Origin of the sequence: Acrocarpospora sp. B8E8 (genome assembly GCF_039871605.1) — a bacterium.
In the GTDB taxonomy this organism is placed as follows: Bacteria; Actinomycetota; Actinomycetes; order Streptosporangiales; family Streptosporangiaceae; genus Acrocarpospora; species Acrocarpospora macrocephala.
In genome coordinates this window covers 1-20,186 of sequence record NZ_JBDPLV010000058.1, presented here as the reverse complement: position 1 = coordinate 20,186, position 20,186 = coordinate 1, and the positions used below count along the sequence as shown (strand labels likewise).

The window sequence follows — 20,186 nt, the reverse complement described above, 5'->3', positions numbered from 1 at the left end:
ATGATCTCCGGTGTCAACGGCTTCACCTCGGCCACCCCCGCCGACGACTGGGAACACGCCCTGATCACCGGAAACGGCCGTCAGGGCACCCTCGTGTACGGCGGCCCGCACGCCCTGGCCCTCACGTTCTCCCACGAACGCCTGTTCCTCCCGCTCGTGCCCCCACTCGACCCCCCGAACACCGCGCGCATCCTGCCCGAACTCCGTTCCCTCCTGTACGGCGGCGCGTACCAGCAAGCAGCCGACCGAGTAACCGCCCTTGCCATCGAGGAAAACCCGGACTACACGGAACTCCGCCAGATCAACCCCTTGGTCCCCTCAGCCACCCTCACATTCCACCCACTCACCAGCAATTCACCATATTTCCGGGAATGCGATTTCACGTCGGGCCTGGTCACGCAAGGCTGGCCGGGCCTCACCCAGGAGGTGTTCGCCTCCCGCCCCGACGACGTGATCGCGATCCGCCTCACCGGCGACGTCAGCGGCATCCTCACCCTCTCCCCACCCGGATCCACCCCCATCGAATCCACCCCCACCATCACCGGCGCCTTCACCCTGCGCCTGAACACCCCCATTTACCAGGTCGAATGCCACGTCACCGCACAAGGCGGCCACCTCTGGACCACCGGCACCCGCCTGGAGATCCGCAGCGCCACCTCAGTAACGATCACCGCCAGAACCACCATGGCCACAGACCCGCTTCTCCCCAGCACCCCACACCCACCCGCGCGCTTCGACGAACTCCTAACCCGCCACGCACCCATCCACGGCAACCTCTTCCACCGCTCCCACCTCCACCTCAACCCCCACCAAGCCACCGCGAGGGCAGAAGAGACCGACCGCTCCCGCCCTCCGCAAACCATCGCGAAGGCGGAAGGAACCGACGCCGACTTCTTCGACCGCTCCCGTCACCTGAAAGCCACCGCGAGGGCGGAAGAAGCCGACGGCGACCTCTTCGACCGCTCCAGTCACCTGCAAACCACCGCGAAGGCGGAAGAAACCCACGGAGACCTTTTCGACCTCCCCCGCCTCCGGCAGATCACCGTAAACGCGGAAAGAACCCTCGCCCAGGGCGGTGAACAACTCATCGAAACGCTCTACGCCGCAGGCCGCTACGCGATCATCTCCAGCGTTGGCGACCTCCCGCCCACCCTGCAAGGCGTCTGGTCCGGCACCTGCCACCCCGCCTGGCAGTCCGGCTACACCATCGACGGCAACCTGCAATCCGCCGTCGCCGCCCTGCTCAGCACCGGAACCCCCGAACTCCTGCTCCCCGCCTTCGACCTGTTCGACTCCTTCCTCCCGGACTTCCGCGCCAACGCCCACCGCCTGTACGGCTGCCGCGGCATCCTCACCCCCGTCCACCTCTCCACCCACGGCCGCCAGAACCACTTCACCCCCCGCTGGTGCCAGACCTTCTGGACGGCAGGCGCCGCCTGGCTCTCCCGCCTCTACTTCGACTACTACAGCCACACCCTCGACACCCACTTCCTGCGCACCCGAGCCCTCCCCTTCATGACCGAAGCCGCCACGTTCTACGAGGGCTTCCTTGATCCCCAGGGCAACTTCGTCCCTTCGTACTCCCCGGAGAACGCCCCTCCCGGCGAAACCACCCAAGCCGCGATCAACGCCACCATGGACCTCGCCGCCGTACGCGACCTGCTCACCAATCTCCGCCGGGTCGATCCCCGCCCCCGCTGGGAGACGTTGGCGCGGCGGTTACCCTCGTACCGCATCGCCCCCACCGGCGAACTCGCCGAATGGGCATGGGACATCAAGGACAACCACGCCCACCGCCACGCCTCACACCTCTACCCCTTCTGGTACGAAGCCGATTTCCACCTCGCCGAAGCAGGGGCGATAGCCGTACAGAAACGGCTGGCATGGTGGCGAAGCGCAGAGTCCGATGAGATGGCCTTCGGCCTGGTCCAGATCGGACTCGCCGCCGCCGGCCTGGGCATGACCGCCGAGGCCGATGAGGCACTGACCCTGCTCAGCACCCGCTACTGGCGCCCCAACCTGGTCTCCACCCACAACCGCGACGCCATCTTCAACGTCGACATCTGCGGCGGAACCCCCGCCTTGATCGCCGCCATGCTCCTCCGCTCCACCCACGAGGGCCGCATCGACCTCCTCCCCGCCTGCCCCTGGCCATCCGGCGAGGTCACGGGCCTCCTGGCCAGAGCCGGAATCAGACTCGACCGCCTGGCCTGGTCCCCCAAGCGAATCGAAGCCACCCTGACCGCCCGCGAGACCATCACCGCCAAGGTCAACGGCCAAGAAGCCCACCTCCCCGCTGGAACCCCTACCGACCTTCATTTCTAGGAGCGCCGAATAGAACAACCGGCTCACCGGGTTACTCGCCGTTATCCGGCGCCGTTCAACGCAGGCGACGGTTCTCGCCGTACCGGCGCCAAGAGGTGCCCTGACATCAGGAGATGCCGTACGTCAGGAGGCGCCTGCGGCTAAGCGGAATCGCGGACGATCAGCCGGGTGGGAACGGTCACTGACGGCACGTGCTCCGCGCCGTCGATCAGGTCCAGCAGGATCCGCACCGTCTCTTCGGCGATCTCCGCCAGCGGCTGGCGGATGGTGGTCAGCGCCGGATGGGTGGACATCGCCACCGCGGAGTCGTCGAAACCGCCCAGCGCCACATCGTCCGGCACGCGCCGCCCCGCCGCCCGGAGCGTCGACAGCGCTCCGGACGCCATCACATCCGAGGCCGCGAAGACCGCGTCAAGATCAGGGGAGCGCTCCAACAGGCGCGCCATCGCGCTCTCCCCGCTCAGCCGGGTCCAGTCGCCGTGCTCGATGAGCTTCTTGGACGCCTTGCGCCCGAGCACGTCCGCGAACCCCTCCAGCCGCTGGATCCCCCCGGGCGTGTCCATCGGCCCGGTGATCATCGCGATCTTCTTCCGGCCCTGCTCGACGAGGTAGCGCGTCATCTGCTGGGCGCCGCCGCGCTCGTCGCACGCCGCGTACGGGATCACGTTCTCCCGCCCGATCACGGCCCCGAACGACACGGCCGGGATGCGCGCCCCGTCCAGCGCGTCCACCAGCGGATCTCCCGCGTGCGTGGACATGAGCAGCACGCCGTCCGCGTGGCCGCCCTTCACATACCGCAGCACCCGCTCCCTGTCCCCGGCGTCGCCGGCGATCATCATCACCAGGGACAGGTCGCGCTCGGCGAGCCGCCGGATCGCGGTCCGGATCGCGGTGCTGTCATTCGGGTCTTCGAAGATCTTCTCGTGCGGCTCGGAGAGCACCATCACCACCGAGCCCGACCGCTGGGTCACCAGGTTGCGGGCGTTGAGGTTCACCACATATCCGGTTTCGGCGATCGCGCGCTCGGTCGCCAGGCGGGCGGCGGTGCTCACGTAGCGGTCCCCGTTGAGCACGCGCGAGACCGTCCCCCGCGAGACGCCCGCCGCCGCCGCGACGTCGTGGATTGTCGGCCTCTTCACACTGGCATTCTCCACTAGCCCTTGAGGGCTCCGCCGGACAGGTCCGTACGCCAGTAGCGCTGCATGGTCAGGAACAGCGCGATCAACGGAATGATCGACAACAGCGCGCCGGTGATGATCAGGTTGTACAGCGAGGGCTGGTTGGCCCCGGCGGCGAGCAGCGAGTAGAGCCCGACGGCCAGCGGGAACTTGCCGTCGTCGCCCAGCATGAGGAACGGCAGCAGGAAGTTATTCCAGATCGCCACAAACTGGAACAGGAAGATCGTCACCATGCCGGGCACCATCAGCGGCAGCGCGACCCGCCCGAGCAGCCGCCCCTCCGAGGCGCCGTCGATCCGCCCGGCCTCCAGCAGCGAGTCGGGTACGGCCGCGCTCGCGTACACCCGGGCCAGATAGATGCTGTAGGGATGCAGGATCTGCGGCAGCAGGACCGCCCAGTAGGTGTCCGCCATCCCGATCTTGGAGAAGAGCAGGTACTGCGGCACCGCCAGCACCACCGACGGCACCAGGATCCCGCCGATCAGCACATTGAAGATGAGATTCCGCCCCGGAAACCGATATTTCGCCAGGGCGAAGCCGGACACCGCCGACACCAGCGTGGACAACAACGCGCCGCCCCCGGCGTACACGACGCTATTCAGCATCCACCGCCAGAACACCCCATCCCGGTACGCGTTGAGCTCCCGCACGTTCTCCAGCAGCCCGCTCCCCGGCGTCAGCGTCCCCAGCGTGAACAGCTCACCCGGAGACTTGCTCGCCGAGATCAGCACCCAGCTCACCGGCAGCAGGCAGTAGATCGCCCCCAGCACCAGCAACCCCGTGGGCAGCGCCCCCACCGGCCGCCGGTTCACCGGCCCTCCCCGAACGCGCGCCCGCGCACCACCCGCAGGAACCCGAACGACAACACCAGCGACACCGCCGCGATCACCAGCGATGTCGCCGCCGCCGAATACAGGTCACCGGTCACGAACGCGTCCCGATACACCTTCATCAACGGGCTCCAGGTCGAGCTGATCGTGTTGGTCAGCGGCCGCAGCGTGGTCGGCTCGGTGAACACCTGAATGGTGGCGATGATGGAGAACACCGTGGTCAGGATGATCGCCGGAACCAGGATCGGGATCTTCACCCGGAGCGCGATGGCCAGCTCGGACGCGCCGTCCATGCGCGCCGCCTCGTAGTAGCTGCGCGGGATCGCCCGCAGGTTCGTGTAGAGCACGAGCATGTTGAATCCGGTCCCACCCCAGACGGCCACGTTCGCCATCGAGTACGTCACCGCCGAAGCGCTCAGGAAATCGATCCCCCCGATCGGCGTCAGGCTCGGCAGGTAGAGGAACCCCCACAACAAGGACGCCACCACGCCCGGCACCGCGTACGGCAGGAAGATCGCGATCCGGGAGAACCGGGCCAGTCGCACGTGCGCCGAATCCAGCAGCAGCGCGAACAGCAGGGCCAGCCCGAGCATGACGACCAGCACGAGCGTGCCGTAGCCGAGCACCCGCAGCCAGCCGGCCCAGAGCTCGCCGTCCGAGACTGCCGCGCGCAGGTTGTCGAGCCCGACGAACACCTCCCGCCGCGACCCCTTGCCCAGGCCTAGCCCGGACACCCGGGTCCGCCGCAGCGCCAGATGCACGGTGTAGCCGATCGGCACCGCGAGGAACAGGATGAACAGCACGATCGCCGGAGTCAGGAACAGGTAGGGGGCGGCGCTCAGGCGAGCGCCGCCGTGTCTCCGGTGCATCTACTGCGCCAGCGTGAAGCCGGACTTCTGCATGTCCGCCACGGTCGCGTCCTGCATGGTCCCGACCGAGGCACTGAACGGGGATTTGTCCTGCAACGCCTTATCGAAGGCATCCTTGTACGCGTTGTACGTGACGCCCACATTCGGCCCGAAGGTGAACCCGCGCGCCGACGTGCCGATGGTCGCGGCCTGCTGCCAGAAGTCCGGCTGGCTCTCCACGAAGTACGCCGGAGGAGCGCCCAGCGCCGCCTGCCCCTTGCCGGAGGCCGGATACACGAACGCCTCCTTGACCAGCAGATCGATCCCCTGCGGATCGGTGTTCAGCCAGGTCGCGAACTTGACCGCGGCAGCCCGGTTCTTGGATCCCGCCGAGACCGCTGTCGACGAGCCGCCCCAGAAGCCGCTGAAGTTCTCCCCGCCGTTCCACTGCGGCAGCGGCGCGATGCCCCACTTGCCCTTGCCCTTGGGCGCGTTGCTCTCCAGCACGCCGGGCCCCCAGACGGCCGACGGCCAGCTCAGCTGCGTGCCGTCGTTGAGCGCCTTGTTCCACTCCGGGGTGAAGTACGGCATGTCGTCGATCACGCCCTCCTGGACCAGGCCGCCCCAGAAGTCGGCGACCTTCGTGGTGGCGGCGTCGTTGATGCCGACCTTCCACGCGTCCCCGGAGATCGACCACCACTGCGCGCCCGCCTGCTGGGCGAGCCCGGCGAACCAGCCGGGATCCTTGCTGGAGAAGCTGCCCAGGTAGACCTTCGGGTCGGCCTTGTGGACGGTCCTGGCGGCTTCGGCGTATTCGTCCCAGGTCTTCGGGACGCCGATGCCGTACTTCTCGAAGAGGTCCTTGCGGTAGTAGAGCATCATCGGGCCGCTGTCCTGCGGGATCGCGTAGACGCTCTCGGTGCCCAGCGTGACCAGGCCCCAGAGGCCGTCGCTGAACTCGGGCTTGACGGCGGCGGCCTCGGCGGCGATGTCGGCGACCGCGTCGGCGGCGATGAACGACGGCAGGTGCTGGTATTCGGCCTGTACCAGGTCGGGGGCGTTGCCGGCCTTGGCGGCGGTGAGGAACTTGGCGGCCGCGTCGTCGCCGCCCGCCTGCTTGCTGACGGTGACCTTGATGTCCGGATTCGCCTGGTTCCAGACTTCGACGATCTTGTCCATGTTGGGGGCCCAGGTCCAGTAGGTGAGGGATACCGGGCCTGCGGGGGCCGACGTTGCGGGCGCCGCCGCGGGCGTCTCCGCCGCGCCGCCGCATCCGGCGGCCAGCATCGTGGCGAGAGCTATGGCCAGGCGTTTGGTACGCATAGGTGCCTCCGCTGGGAAGTCTGTGAACGTTCACAGAGTGCGAGCGGCCCCATCTGGCTGTCAATGCCCGTTACGTTCTCGTTAACTCGCTGGATCTGGGCGATATCTTCCCTCCCGGGAGGTCGTGCATTACTGTGCACGTTCACAGAAATGATTAACGCTTGGGGGGCTTTGTGCCTGGATATCCCGCTCTGCCGGAGGGCATCGCGTATGGCGGCGACTACTACCCCGAGCAGTGGCCGCGCGAGGTTCAGGAGGAGGATGTCCGCCTGATGCGCGAAGCCGGGGTGACCCTGGTCAGCCTGGGAATCTTCGCGTGGGTCCTGCTGGAACCCGCCGAGGGGCGGTACGAGTTCGGCTGGCTCGACGAGATCATCGATCGGCTGCACGCGGCGGGCATCGCGGTCAACCTGGGCACACCAACCGCGACCCCACCACCCTGGTTTTCCCGGAAATATCCGGACTCGGTGCCGGTGACGCGGGAGGGGGTCCGGATCGGGCTCGGCAGCAGGGAGAGCGCCTGCTCCAGCCATCCCGCCTTCCTCGCGGCCACGTCCGCGCTGGTCACCCGCCTCGCCGACCGGTACGGAGACCACCCGGCGGTCGTGATGTGGCACGTGCACAACGAGTACGGCGCGCCGCTCGGCGAGTGCTACTGCGCGGCCAGCGTCACCGCCTGGCGGGACTGGCTGCGCCTCGCGCATGAAAGCCTCGACACCCTCAACGACGCCTGGGGCACCACCTTCTGGGGCCAGCGGTACGGCGACTGGGACGAGATCGACGCCCCCCGCTGGAGCCACACCGTGGTCAACCCCGCCCAACGCCTCGATTACGCGCGTTTCTCCAACGACGCCCATCTGTCGCACTACCGCCTGCAGCGCGACCTGCTGCGCGGCACCGGAAAACCGGTCACCACCAACTTCGCCGGGACCGTGAACTGCAAGTCCATGGATCTGTGGCGGTGGGCGCCCGAACTGGACGTGATCGCCAACGACCACTACCTGGACGGCGAGCGGCGCGACAACCACATCCACCTGGCGATGTCAGCCGATCTGAGCCGTTCCCTGGCCGGCGGCGGGCCTTGGATGATCATGGAACATTCGACCGGAGCCGTCAGCTGGCAGCCGCGCGGCATCGCCAAACGCCCGGGGGAGATGCGGCGCAACAGCCTCGCCCACGTCGCCCGGGGCTCCGACGCCGTCATGTTCTTCCAGTGGCGGGCGTCCCGGTTCGGCGCCGAGAAGTTCCACTCGGCGATGGTCCCGCACGCCGGCACCGACTCCCAGATCTGGCGTGACGTCGTCGCGCTCGGCTCCGACCTGCGGGAACTCGCCGAGGTCCGGGGCAGCAGGGTCGCCGCCGAGGTGGCGATCGTGTGGGACTGGGAGTCCTACTGGGCACTCGAACTGGAGTGGCGCCCGTCCGGCGACCTCACCTTCCTGGACAGAATCAGCGCTTTCTACGAAACGCTGTGGCGCACCCACGTCACCACCGACTTCGTCCACCCTTCCGCCGATATTTCGGGATATCGGGTGGTGGTTGCGCCGTCCTCGTACCTGCTGACCGAGGCCTCCGCCAAGAACCTGCAGCGCTACGTCGAGTCCGGCGGGAACCTCGTCGTGTCGTATTTTTCCGGCATCGTCAACGAGCACGACACCGTGCATCCGGGCGCCCACCCCGGCGTGCTCCGCGACCTGCTCGGCCTGTCCATCGAGGAGTTCCACCCGCTCCGCGAGCACGAGACCGTCACCCTCTCCGGCGGGGCCACCGCACGCGTCTGGTCGGAGCGGGTCCGCCTGACCGGGGCCCGCTCCGTCCAGACGTTCACCACCGGCCCCGACGCGGGCCACCCCGCCGCCACCGTCAACGAACTCGGCGCGGGCAGCGCCTGGTACCTCGCCACCGCCCCCCTCGACGGCCTGCGCGACCTGCTCACCCCGATCCTCGACCGGGCGGCCGTGGCCCGCCCGCAGGACCTGCCCGACACCCTGGAATATGTCCGGCGCGACCGGCATGTCTTCCTCATCAACCACGCCGACACCCCCGCGACGGTCCCCGGCCTCACCGGAACCGACGTGCTCACCCGAACGCCGTTCAACGGCGAGGTGCCCGCAGGCGCGGTCACCGTCGTCCGCCTCTCCTGACCGGAGGATCCGATGAACCGTCTCCTGGCGGCGCTGACCGGCGTCGCACTCGGCCTCACCCTGGCCGCCCCCGCGCACGCCCATCCCCGTCCACTCCCCATCCGCGGCGCCGACGTCTCCAGCCTGGCCAAATCGGAGGCGTACGGCGGTGTCTACCGCGACCGCGACGGCCGCCGCGGTGACGCCCTGCGCATCCTGGAGAAGGCGGGCCTCAACTACATCCGCCTCAAGGTCTGGGTCGACCCGGCCGACGGCTACAACGACAAGACCCACGTCCTGGCCATCGCCCGCCGCGCCAAAGCCGCCGGTCTGAAGCTCCTGGTCGACTTCCACTACTCCGACAGCTGGGCCGACCCCGGCAAGCAGAACAAACCCGCCGCCTGGGCGGCCCTGACCTACGACCAGCTCAAGCAGGCCGTCTACGACCACACCTACGACGTGCTCAACGGGCTGCGCCGCCAGGGCACCACCGCCGACCTGGTGCAGATCGGCAACGAGCTGAATGGCGGCCTGCTCTGGCCGGACGGGCGGTATGACAACTGGCCGGGCATGGCCGGGCTGCTCAACTCGGGCTACGACGCCGTGAAAGCCGTCTCTTCCCGCACCCGCGTTGTCCTGCACCTCGCCAATGGCGGCGACAACGGCCTCTACCGCTGGTGGTTCGACAACGCCGCCGCCAACGGCATCCGCTACGACGTGATCGGCCTGTCCTACTACCCGTACTGGCACGGCACCTTCGAGGCGTTCCAGGCCAACCTCAATGACATCGCCGTTCGCTACGGCAAACCGTTGATCCTCGCCGAAACCGCCTACCCGTTCACCACCGTCGACAAGGACGGCTGGGAGAACATCATCTTGTCCGCCGAGCCGTATCCCGGCTATCCGGCCACCCCTGAGGGTCAGACCGCCTTCCTTCGAAAGATCACCGAGATGATGCGGGCCGTCCCGAACAATCTGGGTCTCGGCGTCTTCTACTGGGAGGCCACGTGGACCGGCGTGCCCGGCAACGGCTGGGATCCGGCCGATCCCACCTCCGGCAACGGCTGGGAGAACCAGGCGCTCTTCGACTTCACCAACCGTCCGCTCCCCGCCATGCGCGAGTTCGGACAGGGCCGATGAGCAGGATTCTGGCCGTTCTCGCGCTGCTGGGCGTCACCCTGCTGCTCCCGTCGCCCGCCCAGGCGGCGACCACGCTCACCAACACGGGCTTCGAAACCGTCAACCTCTCCGGCTGGAGCACCACCGGCACGGCCGCCGCCGACTTCCACGAAGCGGGTGGGCGCTCCGGCAGCTACCGGCTCTCGCACTGGTCGTCCTCGGCGTACACGGTGGAGACCTGGCAGTTTCTGTCCGGCATCGCCAACGGCACGTACACCCTCCGCGCCTGGGTCCGCGCCGGTACGGCCTCCCAGAGCTGGATCTCGCTCAAGAACTGCGGCGGCGCCGAACGGCGCACCTACGTTCCCGTGTCAGGGAACTGGCTGCGGATCGCGGTCACCCAGACCGTGACGAACTCCCAGTGCACCATCAGCCTCAACAGCTCCGCCGCCGCCGGAGGCTGGGCCAACTTCGACGACGTCAGCTTCTCCACGGGCTCGGCCACCTTGTCGATCAAGGGTGCCGACGTGTCCAGCCTGCCCAAGTCGGAGGCGTTCGGCGGGCGGTACTTCACCGCCGCCGGAGTGCGCGGGGACGCGCTGACGATCCTGCGCGACAACGGCGTCAACTACGCCCGTCTCAAGGTCTGGGTGAACCCCGCCGACGGCTACAACAACAAGGCCAGGGTGCTCGCGATGGCCTCCCGGGCCAAGGCGCTCGGCCTGGGCCTGCTGATCGACTTCCACTACTCCGACAGCTGGGCCGACCCCGGCAAGCAGTACAAACCCGCCGCCTGGACGTCCCTCTCGTTCGCCCAGCTCAGAACCGCCGTCTACAACCACACCTTCGACGTCCTGAACGCCCTCAAAGCCCAGGGCACCACCGCCGACATGGTCCAGGTCGGCAACGAGATCAACGACGGCATGCTCTGGGAAGACGGCCGCAGCTCCCGCTTCGCGCAACTCGCCCAGCTCATCGCGTCCGGCTATGACGCGGTGAAGGCGGTCTCCAGCTCGACGAAGGTCGTCCTGCACGTGGCCAACGGCGGCGACAACGGCCTGTTCCGCTGGTGGTTCGACAGCGCCGCCGCCAACGGGGTGCGGTACGACGTGATCGGCGTCTCCTACTACCCGTACTGGCACGGCACCTTCGCCGCCTTCCAGACCAACATCGACGACATCGCCACCCGCTACGGCAAACCGGTCCTGCTGGCCGAAACCGCCTACCCGTTCACGCCGGCCTCCGACGACGCCTTCGGCAACATGGTGAACTCCGCCACGCCCGTGACCGGCTACCCATCCTCACCGGCCGGCCAGTCCGCGATGCTCCGCGACATCATGTCCCTGGTCCAAGCCATCCCCAACGCCCGCGGCCTCGGCGCCATCTACTGGGAACCCACCTGGACCGCCGTCCCCGGCAACGGCTGGGACCCCACCAACCCCTCCTCCGGCAACGAATGGGAAAACCAAGCCCTTTTCGACTTCAACGACCGAGCCCTCCCGGCCCTGACCCAGTTCACCCACCAGTAGCACTTCCAACCCCGGGCGGTGTCGTGGCACCACACCAGACACCGCCCGCTGGTGGTGCGGATTCTGAGGCAGGAGGGTTGCCGAGGGGTAACGTTGGAGACATGAGCGCGCAGCCTGTCCATGATCCTCGGTACGACCCGGAGGCGATCCTCCGAGCCCTGCCGGAGAAGTGGCGCCCGGTGTTCCTCGCCCAGTATCACGAGGCGTGGGAGGTGGCGCGCGAGCCTGGTGAGTACCACCGGCTGCCCGAGGTTCTCAACCTGTGGTGGCTGAACTCGATCGCGTTCGCCGATCCCACGTATGATCAGCGCGCGGAGGAGGCGGCCGGGAGCTCGGGCGAAGTCGTGCCTCTCGAGGAAGCGATTCCCGACTGGGATGAGCGCCTGGCTCGGATACGGCGTAAGTGAGCTACCGCGCAGTCCTGTCTTCGTCGGCCTTGGCCCTAGTCGAGCGGACGGCCGATCTGCTGGAGGAGCCGTGGGATGCACAGGTGCTGTATCCCGGACGCACGGACTACCGGCAGACCACCTTCGGTGATTATGGCCTGCTTCACTTCCACGTCGATGCGGAGGCCGAGTTGATCACCATCTACGAACTGGTCTGGGCTGGCTGATCATCGACACCGAGTATCCCGGGGTCAGAGGATTTCTGGAGAGGCTTCCCAGTCCCGGCAGGGGATGACCGCGTAGTGGCGGTAGAGGACGGCGACGGGGCCCTGGCCGGCCATGGCGCCGCGTAGTTCTATGGATTCGGTGTAGGGGCCGCAGACGCAGTCTGGGCTGCCCTCGTGGGGGATGACGTCGTCAGTTGGCAGAACGTGCACGAATTTGGACATCTCATTTCCCGCTTTGCTCCGGCTAAGTTCTCAAGTTACCACATAGCGGGACAAATCAGGCAAGGGCTTGGGGTGGGCTTGGCTGGGGTCAAGCTCGTCTGACCCGGAAGGCGGCCATGTCACAGCGTTGACGTTTGTTGGGATGGACGGCAAACTAATTCGCGAAGTGGTCGTCTGCTGGGGTGGGAGATCTGATGCCGTACCGTCCGCCGTTGGTGGCTCGTGAGTATTTTGTGGCGGATCCGCCGGAGTTGCCGGTTCGGGAGCGCGGGGAGGGAGGGCTTTCCGCGCTGATCCGGGCCGAGGTGGTGACCGTGGACTGGGCGGGGGTGACGTTCAAGGGGGCCACGTCGGCGGACGAGTCGCTGGTGGTGCGGATCTGCGCGGCGGGGGAGGGGGTCATCCGGGTCCGGTTGATGCAGGACGCGGACGCCAGGACACGGTCGGCGCGGGCGATCTCCATGGTGACGCCGGGGAAGTACCACGCGGTGGTGACGGCGGACGAGAGCCGGGTGGTGCTGAACGCGGGCGGGCTGCGGGTGGAGATCCAGCTGAATCCGTGGAACATGCGGTTCGTCGATGAGAGCGGGCGGGTGCTGGTCGAGCAGGATCCGGGGCGGCCCGACATCAGCGGGCGGCTGCGCACGCTGCCGTTCGGGCGGTCGACGGTGGACGGGACGACCGTGGCCTATCACGAGACGTTCCTGGTTCCGGCGGACGAGGCGTTCTGCGGGTTCGGGGAGTCGTTCACGCCGGTGAACAAGCGCGGGCAGCGGCCGCTGATGTGGAACTTCGACGCGTTCGGGGCCGAATCGCAGCGTGCGTATAAGAATGTGCCGTTCTACCTGTCCAGCCGGGGCTACGGGATCGTCGTGGACAGTGGCATGCCGGTCGAGTTCGACATGTGCCAGTCCACGCACAGCGACGTGCAGATCGTGGTGCCGGACGATCTGATCGACTACTACGTGCTGGCGGGGCCGGGGCCCGAGCAGGTACTGGCGCGGTTCGGCGGGCTGACCGGGAAGCCGGTGCTGCCGCCGAAATGGGCGTTCGGGGCGTGGATCTCGTCGGGGTTCTTCCGGGACAGCCAGGAGCGGGTGCTGGAGCGGGCCCGGACGATCCGGACCAAGGGCATTCCGTGTGACGTGCTGCATCTGGACACGTTCTGGCAGACCGATGGGCATTGGTCGGATCTGCGGTGGGATCCGGAGGCGTTCCCGGACCCGGCAGGCATGCTGGCCGAGCTGGCCGAGCAGGGCTTCCACGTCTGCCTATGGATGAATCCGTATATTTCCCACTTGAGCCCGGCCTTCGCCGAGGCCGCCGACGCCGGATATTTCCTGAAGAAGCGTGACGGCGAGGTGTATGTCGCCGACGTCTGGCATGGCTCCTACCCGGCTTCCGGCATCGTCGACTTCACCAATCCGGACGCGGCGGCCTGGTTCCGTGGCCTGTTGAAGCCCCTCCTTGAGCAAGGCGTCGCCGTGTTCAAGACCGACTTCGCCGAAGGGGTTCCCGCCGACTCGATCGCCTTCAACGGCATGACCGGCGTCGAACTCCACAACGTCTACACGCTGCTCTTCAACGACCTGGTCGCCGACGTCACCCGGGAAGTCGCCGGGCATGGCATGGTCTGGGCGCGTTCCTCCTACCTGGGCGGGCAGCGCCACTCCGCCCAGTGGAGCGGCGACGTCGACGCCACCTACCCGGCCATGGGCAGCACGATCCGCGGCGGCCTCTCGCACGGCCTGTCCGGCATCCCGTTCTGGAGCCACGACGCGGGCGGCTTCACCGGCACGCCCAGCCCGGAGCTGTACATCCGCTGGTCCCAGTTCGGGGCGCTGTCTCCATTGGTGCGCTTCCATGGCACGTCCAGCCGGGAACCGTGGGAGTTCCCGCCGCATGCCGAGCAGGGCGCGATCGACGCGTTGCGGTTGCGGTATCGGCTTATGCCGTACATCTACAGCTCGGCGGTGGTCGCGGCTGAGACGGGCGCGCCGATGATGCGGGCGCTCTGCGTCGATTACCCGGATGATCCGGTGTCGTGGCAGGCGGACCTGGAGTACCTGTTCGGTACGGATCTGCTTGTCGCGCCGATGACCTCGGCCGATGGTTCCCGGAGCGTTTACCTGCCCGCGGGGTCGTGGGTGGACTACTGGACCGGCGAGGTCCTGACCGGTGGGCGATATTTCCCCATCTCGCCGCACCTCGACCGCATCCCGCTGTACGTCCGGTACGGCGCGCTTATCCCTACGACCACCCCGGGCGACACGGTGGCCGACGACCCGGACATCACCCTTGTCGTGTACGGGCTGCCGGAAGGCATTAGCCGTACCGAAATAAGGGATTTGGACGGAACGACCACCGTGACCGCGGCGGTGGACGGAGACCGGCTGGTGGTCAGAGCCGACGGTCCCAAGCGGATCTCCCACGTCGAGCTCGTCGGCGCGTCCGCCGAGTTCGTCATTCTCTAGGAGTATGCAATGCGTAAATCCCCCTTCATCGTTCTCATGGTGGCCGCTTTGGCCGCCTGTGGGGGCACCGATAGCACCACCCCCCAGTCGTCCAGCGGCACTCAGGCCAGGACGCTCACGCTCTGGCACTACGAGGGCGCCGACAGCGCGATGGGCAAGGCCTGGGCCGAGGCGATCAAGAAGTTCGAGGCCTCCCACCCCGGGGTCACGGTGAAGTTCGAGGAGAAGGGCTTCGAGCAGATCCAGAAGACCGCCGGAATGGTGCTCAACTCCGATGAAGCGCCCGACATCATGGAATACAACAAGGGCAACGCGACCGCCGGGCTGCTGTCCAAGCAGGGGCTTTTAAGCGATCTGACCGAGCAGGCGACCCAGCGCGGCTGGGACAAGGCGCTCTCGGCGTCCCTGCAGACCACCGCGAAATATGACGAGCGCGGCATCATGGGCTCCGGCAAATGGTTCGGCATTCCGAACTACGCCGAATACGTGATGGTCTACTACAACAAGGACCTCTTCGCGAAGCACAAGGTGGAAGTCCCGACCACGTACGAGCAGTTCACCGCCGGTCTGGACACGTTCGTCAAGGACGGCGTGACGCCGATCGCCAACGCGGGCGCCGAATACCCGGCCCAGCAGATCTTCTACCTGCTCGCTCTGAGCAAGGCCCAACGGCCGTGGGTGGACAGTTACCAGCTCTACAAGGGCAAAGTCGACTTCCACGGGCCAGAACTCACCTATGCCGCCAACACCTACGCCGACTGGGTGAAGAAGGGCTACGTCGACAAGGACTCCGCCGGGATCAAGGCCGAGGACATGGGCGTCGCGTTCATGAGCGGCAAGTTCCCCATCATGGTGTCCGGTTCCTGGTGGTACGGCAGGGTCCAGTCGACGGTCAAGGACTTCGAGTGGGGGTCCTTCCTCTGGCCGGGCAACCAGCTGGCGCCGGGCTCCTCGGGCAACATCTGGGTGGTGCCGGAGAAGGCCAAGAACAAGGACCTCGCGTACGACTTCATCGACATCACGATGAGCAAGGAGATCCAGAACCTGCTGGGCAACTCGGGCGGGCTGCCGGTGGCGGCCGATCCGGCGGCGATCACCGACGCCAAGAGCAAGGAGCTGGTGGAGAACTTCAACAAGCTGTCCGCGCAGGACGGCCTGGCGTTCTATCCGGATTGGCCGGCTCCGGGGTACTACGACGTGATGGTGGCCGGCGTACAGGGGCTGATCAACGGGACCGCGCCCGGCGCGGTGCTGGACGAGATCGCCGGGCCCTACAACGAGAATCTGGCGGATATCGGCGGATGAGGTCGCGGGGATACTGGCTCTATCTGATCCCCAGCCTCGTGTTGTTCGTCGGTGTGATCGTGGCGCCGTTCCTGATGAACGTCGCCACGAGCTTCACCCGCTGGTCGGGGGTGGGCACGCCGGAATGGATCGGGTTCGAGAACTACGCCAGGCTGCTGAAGGATGAGCGGTTCTGGGGGTCATTTCAGCACAACGTGGCGCTGATCCTGGCGATGGCGGTGGTGCCCACCCTGCTCGGGCTGGTGCTCGCCGCCGCGCTGTTCGACTACATCGTCAAGAAGTTCGGGCCGCGTACGGCGTCCGCGTTGCGGGCGGCCTTCTACCTGCCGCAGGTGCTGCCGGTGGCGATCGCGGGCGTGGTGTGGGGGTGGCTGCTGCACCCCTCGTACGGCGCCGTGAACGAGATCTTCGGGATCGACGTCAACTGGCTGGGCGATCCGTCGATCGCGCTGGCCACGGTGATGGCGATCATGGTGTGGTTCCAGCTGGGGTATCCGGTGGTGATCTTCATGGCCGGTTTGCAGCGGGTGGATCCGGCGCTGTACGAGGCGGCGGAGATCGACGGCGCTTCGTGGTGGCGGCGGTTCTGGCACATCACCGTGCCGCAGATCCGGCCGGAGTTCTTCGTGGTGCTGCTGACCTGCACGATCGCCGCTCTGAAGGTGTTCGGGCCGATCTTCGTGCTGACGCGTGGGGGACCGGCGGGGGCGACCATGGTGCCGTCGTATTTCTCGTATCTGAACTTCTTCCAGCGGGTCAATGTCGGGTACGGCTCCGCGATCGCCACCGTGCTGGCGCTGATCATCGTCGTGGTGACGTTCCTGTTCCTGCGGGTTCAGGAGCGTGAGACGTGAGACGGTACTCGCTGCTGGCCGCACTGATCGTCCTGGCATTTGTCATGCTATTTCCGTTTTTGTTGGTGGGGCTCAACGCGTTCAAGTCTCCGGCGGAGTACTCGTCCGGGGGGCCGCTGGCGTTGCCTGACGGGATTTATCTCGACGGGATCGTCGCTTTCTGGGATCGCGTGGATTTCACCCGCAAGCTGTGGAACAGCCTGCTGATCAGTGGGTGTGTGGCGGTGGGCGCGGTGGCGTTGTCCGTGCTCAACGCGTACGCGCTGGGGATCGGGCGGGTGCGCGGGCGGCTCTGGATCCTGGTCGTGTTCCTGGTGGCGAACACGCTGCCGCAGGAGGCGCTCGTCTATCCGCTGTACTACCTGGCCAAACAGGTCGGCCTCTACGACAGCCGCCTCTTCGTGATCCTGATATTTGTCGTTATTCAGGCAGCTTTCGGGACATATCTGCTTTCGGCGGTGCTGGGGAGGTTTCCGGCCGAGATCCTGGAGGCCGCCGCCATCGACGGCGCGAGCAAGTGGCGGGCGCTGTGGCGGATCGTGGTGCCGATCAGCCGGCCCACGCTGTCGGTACTGCTCATCTTCTTCTTCATCTGGACCTGGAACGAGTTCTTCCTGCCGCTGGTCTTCCTGATCTCCAACGACAACCAGACCGTGCCGGTCGCGCTCGGCGTGCTGCAGGGCGACCGGCTGATGGACGCCACCATGTCCAGCGCCTCCGCGCTGCTCGGCATCGTGCCCGCCGTGGTGTTCTTCCTGATCTTCCAGCGGACCCTCACCCGCGGGATCACCGTGGGCGCCATCAAATAGCCGCCACCCTGACCTGGAGGCTTTCCCATGTTCCGACGATTGTTGTTCGCGCTGGTCCTGGTCCTCGCGATGGGGACCGTTCCCGCCCAAGCCGCTGACGACTTCCCGTTCCGCGATCCCGGGCTGCCTCTGTCGCAGCGGATCGATGACCTGCTCGGGCGGCTCACGCTGGCCGAGAAGATCTCCTGGCTGCACCAGTACCAGCCCGCCGTGCCACGCCTCGGCATCGGCTCGTTCAAGACGGGCACCGAAGCGCTGCACGGCGTCGCCTGGTCCACCGACGTCGAGGCGGGCGGCGCGGTCCGTACGGCGGCGGGGACGGTGTTCCCGCAGGCCGTCGGGCTGGCGAGCACGTGGGATCCGGCGCTGATCAAACGGGTCGGCGCGGCCGTCGGCACCGAGGCGCGGGGGTATCACGCGGAGAATCCCCGGGTGTGGGGGCTCCAGCTGTGGGCGCCCGTGGTGAACCTGCTGCGGGATCCGCGCTGGGGGCGCAACGAGGAGGGGTATTCGGAGGATCCGCTGCTTACCGGGGCGATCTCCACCGCGTACGGGAGTGGCATCACCGGGGACGATCCCGACCATCTGCGGGCGGCCCCGGTGCTCAAACACTTCCTGGCCAACAACAACGAGGTCAACCGTACGACGACCAACTCCAGCCTGCCGGCGCGGGTGCTCAAGGAATACGAGGAGCCCGCCTTCCGCACGGCCATCGCCGCCGGGGCGGCCACCGGGGTGATGACCTCGTACAACGTGGTCAACGGCCGCCCGGCCACGGTCACCGACCTGAACTCCGGCGTACGGACCTGGAGCACGCGCGATCTGTTCAACGTGACCGACGCGCACGCGCCCAACAACCTGGTCGACTCCCAGCGCTACTACCCGGACCTCGCCCAGGCGGACGCGGCCACGCTGAAGGCCGGCGTGGACAGCTTCACCACCGACGACACCAACTCCGCCAGGACGATCACCGCCGTGACCGACGCGCTGGCGGCGGGGCTGATCACCGAAACCGATGTGAACACGGCAATCCGCCACATCCTGAGCATCCGGTTCCGGCTGGGTGAATTCGATCCCGGCGGCGGCCCCTACGGGAACATCACCAAAGCCGTCGTGGACTCGCCCGCGCACCGCGCGCTCAACCGGGAGACAGCGGGCAAAGCCACCGTCCTGCTGAAGAACTCCGGCCTGCTCCCGCTCACCCCCAACCGCAAGGTCGCCGTCATCGGACCACTCGGCGACACCCTCTACACCGACTGGTACGGCGGCAGCCTTCCCTACCGCGTGACCGCCCTCGACGGCATCAAGGAACGCGCGACGGCCACCGGGACCGAGGGGGTGGATCGGGTCGCGTTCAAGCATGTGGCGTCCGGCAGATACATCACCGCGACGGGCACGACGGACGCCGACACCGTCGGAACGGCATTGGCTTCCGGGGTCGCGATGGGCACTTCGGACGCTGGGACGGCATTGGCTTCTGGGATCGCGACGGGCACTTCGGACGCTGGGATGGCATTGGCGTCCGGTGGAGGTGCCACGGACGCCGGCACCCCGGAGATCGCCGCTGCCGCCCAGTGGGATCTGACCGACTGGGGCGAGGGGGTCGTGACGTTGCGGAATGCCGGGAACGGCCGGTATCTCGGCTGGAACTTCGCGCCCTTCATCACCCGCGACGACCAGCCCAACGGATGGTTCGTCCAGCAGCAGTTCAAACTGGAGCCCGCCGGGGATGGATCCTTCCTTATCCGATATGTCGGGTATGAGGTTACGCAGCCGTGGTTCTGGCTGCCGGAGACCTACGTGCAGGTCGACCCCGACGGCAAGCTCTCGGTCGGCGCGAAGGCCACCGCCGCCAGGTTCACCAAGGAGGTCGTGACCGACGGCATCGCCACCGCCGTCGCCGCCGCGAAGGCCGCCGACGTGGCCGTGGTCGTCGTCGGCAGCATGCCGTTCATCAACGGCCGCGAAGACCACGACCGCACCTCCACCAAGCTGGCCGAAGGCCAGGAAGCCCTGGTCAAGGCCGTCCGCGCGGCCAACCCGAAGACGGTCGTGGTGCTCCAGAACAGCTACCCTGCCACGATCGACTGGCTCCAGGACCACGTCCCCGCCATCCTCTGGACCACCCACGCGGGCGCAGAAACCGGCCACGCCCTCGCCGACGTCCTGTACGGCGACGTCAACCCCGCCGGACGCCTCACCCAGACATGGCACCGCGCCACCGCCACCCTGCCCCCGATCACCGACTACGACATCATCAAGACAGGTTCGACGTATCTGTACTACTCAGGCAGCCCGCTCTACCCCTTCGGCCACGGCCTCTCGTACACGACCTTCGGCTACCAAGGCCTGACGGTCACCCCTCAAGGCGCGGGTTACGAAATTTCCGTCAAAGTGACGAACACGGGCAACCGCGCGGGGGATGAGGTGGTTCAGCTCTACACCCATCAGCGGCAATCCCGCGCGAAGCAGCCGATCAAGCAACTCCGCGGCTTCCAGCGCGTGACCCTAGCCCCGTTTTCCGCAGGTCTGTGATCGTCACCGGAGCTGCCGTGGATCCACCCCGAGGAGATAGAGGAGATCGAGCTGGGTGGGGGTGGGCTGCGGGATCACCGGTGGCGTGGCGAGGTGGCC

General features: G+C 67.2%; 16 protein-coding genes. 11 read left to right on the top strand and 5 right to left on the bottom strand.

What is annotated here, in order from left to right:
• Nucleotides 1-2,325 (top strand): glycoside hydrolase N-terminal domain-containing protein, encoded by a 2,325-nt coding sequence (locus tag ABGB08_RS39835; RefSeq protein ID WP_347601587.1) that lies wholly within the window; start codon nt 1-3, stop codon nt 2,323-2,325.
• Nucleotides 2,326-2,465: 140 nt separating this feature from the next.
• Here the strand turns inward: ABGB08_RS39835 and ABGB08_RS39830 are convergent, their stop codons facing one another.
• The 4 genes from ABGB08_RS39830 to ABGB08_RS39815 are packed head-to-tail and all read right to left on the bottom strand — an operon-like array spanning nt 2,466 to nt 6,504.
• Complete coding sequence (locus ABGB08_RS39830; RefSeq protein WP_218041717.1) at nt 2,466-3,464, bottom strand: LacI family DNA-binding transcriptional regulator; 999 nt, start codon at nt 3,462-3,464, stop codon at nt 2,466-2,468.
• A 14-nt stretch (nt 3,465-3,478) separates the two neighbouring features.
• Entirely contained in the window at nt 3,479-4,315 is an 837-nt protein-coding gene (locus ABGB08_RS39825; RefSeq protein WP_347601584.1) for a carbohydrate ABC transporter permease, read from the bottom strand.
• Nucleotides 4,312-5,202: a sugar ABC transporter permease gene (locus ABGB08_RS39820; RefSeq protein ID WP_347601582.1), complete on the bottom strand. Its 891-nt coding sequence runs from the start codon at nt 5,200-5,202 to the stop codon at nt 4,312-4,314. Before ABGB08_RS39820 ends, ABGB08_RS39825 begins: the two co-directional genes overlap by 4 nt.
• Complete coding sequence (locus tag ABGB08_RS39815) at nt 5,203-6,504, bottom strand: extracellular solute-binding protein (RefSeq protein WP_347601580.1); 1,302 nt, start codon at nt 6,502-6,504, stop codon at nt 5,203-5,205.
• 173 nt (nt 6,505-6,677) lie between these two features.
• Between ABGB08_RS39815 and ABGB08_RS39810 the strand changes: the two genes are divergently transcribed.
• The 5 genes from ABGB08_RS39810 to ABGB08_RS39790 all read left to right on the top strand — a co-directional run bounded on the left by ABGB08_RS39810 (nt 6,678) and on the right by ABGB08_RS39790 (nt 11,888).
• Nucleotides 6,678-8,648 (top strand): beta-galactosidase, encoded by a 1,971-nt coding sequence (locus ABGB08_RS39810; RefSeq protein ID WP_347601578.1) that lies wholly within the window; start codon nt 6,678-6,680, stop codon nt 8,646-8,648.
• Between the two features lie 12 nt (nt 8,649-8,660).
• Entirely contained in the window at nt 8,661-9,767 is a 1,107-nt protein-coding gene (locus ABGB08_RS39805; RefSeq protein WP_347601576.1) for an arabinogalactan endo-1,4-beta-galactosidase, read from the top strand.
• The gene (locus tag ABGB08_RS39800) at nt 9,764-11,275 is read left to right on the top strand and encodes a glycosyl hydrolase 53 family protein (RefSeq protein WP_347601574.1); all 1,512 of its coding nucleotides are present in this window, start codon (nt 9,764-9,766) and stop codon (nt 11,273-11,275) included. The genes ABGB08_RS39805 and ABGB08_RS39800 overlap by 4 nt, the downstream gene beginning before the upstream one ends.
• 101 nt (nt 11,276-11,376) lie before the next feature.
• Nucleotides 11,377-11,682, top strand: coding sequence for a DUF6247 family protein (locus ABGB08_RS39795; RefSeq protein ID WP_347601572.1), 306 nt, complete (start codon nt 11,377-11,379; stop codon nt 11,680-11,682).
• Nucleotides 11,679-11,888 (top strand): hypothetical protein, encoded by a 210-nt coding sequence (locus tag ABGB08_RS39790; protein WP_347601570.1) that lies wholly within the window; start codon nt 11,679-11,681, stop codon nt 11,886-11,888. The genes ABGB08_RS39795 and ABGB08_RS39790 overlap by 4 nt, the downstream gene beginning before the upstream one ends.
• A gap of 24 nt (nt 11,889-11,912) precedes the next feature.
• Here the strand turns inward: ABGB08_RS39790 and ABGB08_RS39785 are convergent, their stop codons facing one another.
• The gene (locus ABGB08_RS39785) at nt 11,913-12,110 is read right to left on the bottom strand and encodes a hypothetical protein (RefSeq protein ID WP_347601568.1); all 198 of its coding nucleotides are present in this window, start codon (nt 12,108-12,110) and stop codon (nt 11,913-11,915) included.
• Between the two features lie 194 nt (nt 12,111-12,304).
• Here ABGB08_RS39785 and ABGB08_RS39780 point away from each other — a divergent pair, with 194 nt between their 5' ends.
• The 5 genes from ABGB08_RS39780 to ABGB08_RS39760 are packed head-to-tail and all read left to right on the top strand — an operon-like array spanning nt 12,305 to nt 20,087.
• A complete protein-coding gene (locus ABGB08_RS39780) occupies nt 12,305-14,584 on the top strand; it encodes a TIM-barrel domain-containing protein (protein WP_347601566.1) in 2,280 nt (759 codons plus the stop codon).
• A gap of 9 nt (nt 14,585-14,593) precedes the next feature.
• A complete protein-coding gene (locus ABGB08_RS39775) occupies nt 14,594-15,889 on the top strand; it encodes an extracellular solute-binding protein (protein WP_347601564.1) in 1,296 nt (431 codons plus the stop codon).
• Nucleotides 15,886-16,743 carry a sugar ABC transporter permease gene (locus tag ABGB08_RS39770; RefSeq protein WP_347601562.1) on the top strand — a complete coding sequence of 286 codons (858 nt, stop codon included), beginning with the start codon at nt 15,886-15,888 and terminating at the stop codon, nt 16,741-16,743. The genes ABGB08_RS39775 and ABGB08_RS39770 overlap by 4 nt, the downstream gene beginning before the upstream one ends.
• Nucleotides 16,740-17,552 (top strand): carbohydrate ABC transporter permease, encoded by an 813-nt coding sequence (locus ABGB08_RS39765; protein WP_347601560.1) that lies wholly within the window; start codon nt 16,740-16,742, stop codon nt 17,550-17,552. The genes ABGB08_RS39770 and ABGB08_RS39765 overlap by 4 nt, the downstream gene beginning before the upstream one ends.
• Before the next feature lie 27 nt (nt 17,553-17,579).
• Nucleotides 17,580-20,087, top strand: coding sequence for a glycoside hydrolase family 3 C-terminal domain-containing protein (locus ABGB08_RS39760; RefSeq protein ID WP_347601558.1), 2,508 nt, complete (start codon nt 17,580-17,582; stop codon nt 20,085-20,087).
• The last annotated feature ends 99 nt before the right edge of the window (nt 20,088-20,186 follow it).

Excerpts from the sequence above, each read along its gene's own strand:
- ABGB08_RS39835 (WP_347601587.1), top strand. The coding sequence starts at position 1 with ATGATCTCCGGTGTCAACGGCTTCACCTCGGCCACCCCCGCCGACGAC.
- ABGB08_RS39820 (WP_347601582.1), bottom strand. The coding sequence starts at position 5,202 with ATGCACCGGAGACACGGCGGCGCTCGCCTGAGCGCCGCCCCCTACCTG.
- ABGB08_RS39815 (WP_347601580.1), bottom strand. The coding sequence starts at position 6,504 with ATGCGTACCAAACGCCTGGCCATAGCTCTCGCCACGATGCTGGCCGCC.
- ABGB08_RS39805 (WP_347601576.1), top strand. The coding sequence starts at position 8,661 with ATGAACCGTCTCCTGGCGGCGCTGACCGGCGTCGCACTCGGCCTCACC.
- ABGB08_RS39800 (WP_347601574.1), top strand. The coding sequence starts at position 9,764 with ATGAGCAGGATTCTGGCCGTTCTCGCGCTGCTGGGCGTCACCCTGCTG.
- ABGB08_RS39795 (WP_347601572.1), top strand. The coding sequence starts at position 11,377 with ATGAGCGCGCAGCCTGTCCATGATCCTCGGTACGACCCGGAGGCGATC.
- ABGB08_RS39785 (WP_347601568.1), bottom strand. The coding sequence starts at position 12,110 with ATGTCCAAATTCGTGCACGTTCTGCCAACTGACGACGTCATCCCCCAC.
- ABGB08_RS39780 (WP_347601566.1), top strand. The coding sequence starts at position 12,305 with ATGCCGTACCGTCCGCCGTTGGTGGCTCGTGAGTATTTTGTGGCGGAT.
- ABGB08_RS39775 (WP_347601564.1), top strand. The coding sequence starts at position 14,594 with ATGCGTAAATCCCCCTTCATCGTTCTCATGGTGGCCGCTTTGGCCGCC.
- ABGB08_RS39770 (WP_347601562.1), top strand. The coding sequence starts at position 15,886 with ATGAGGTCGCGGGGATACTGGCTCTATCTGATCCCCAGCCTCGTGTTG.
- ABGB08_RS39760 (WP_347601558.1), top strand. The coding sequence starts at position 17,580 with ATGTTCCGACGATTGTTGTTCGCGCTGGTCCTGGTCCTCGCGATGGGG.